Source organism: Bacteroides sp. 51 (assembly GCF_010500965.1).
Lineage (GTDB): Bacteria > Bacteroidota > Bacteroidia > Bacteroidales > Bacteroidaceae > Bacteroides.
Genome location: NZ_QVMI01000122.1, coordinates 1 through 404, shown reverse-complemented (window position 1 = coordinate 404; position 404 = coordinate 1). Strand labels below are relative to the sequence as shown.

At 47.3% G+C, this 404-nt stretch carries 1 protein-coding gene; it reads right to left on the bottom strand.

Annotated features, from left to right (window positions below; genetic code table 11):
* Nucleotides 1–59: 59 nt before the first annotated feature.
* Nucleotides 60–404: CCAAT/enhancer-binding protein (locus D0T87_RS23800; RefSeq protein ID WP_203558779.1), on the bottom strand; the 345-nt coding region annotated here is incomplete at its 5' end.

The following is a 404-nucleotide window of genomic DNA, read 5'->3' as shown; positions in this document are numbered from 1 at the left end:
ACCTTTTTCCTCTAACGACAGTCCAAGTTTTTTGTTTCGGGGGAATCATCAGCTGATTTCTAGGCAGAATGCTCAGCCAGTCCTTGTGCCAGAAGAGCTCTAGCCAGTGCCTGATCCTTGAAGATGGTTGGGTTGGAAAACAAGTTTCGGAGTACAGTGAGCTCTTTAGTGAGAACTTCAATCCTACCATGAAGTTGATCATTCTCCTCTGTGAGCTCCTCGACCTTTTGGAGTGTCTCGTGAAACTTTTGCTTGGTCTTGAAGCGACTTTTGCGTACTGCAATGTTGTTCCTCTCTCGCTTCTGACGATACTCATCGCTGTGCTTTTCTGGCATTCGCTTGTTGTTGCTGTGTTTTCGCGAGGTTCGCGAAGACGGAGCTTTAAGCTGGACAGAGGGCATCTT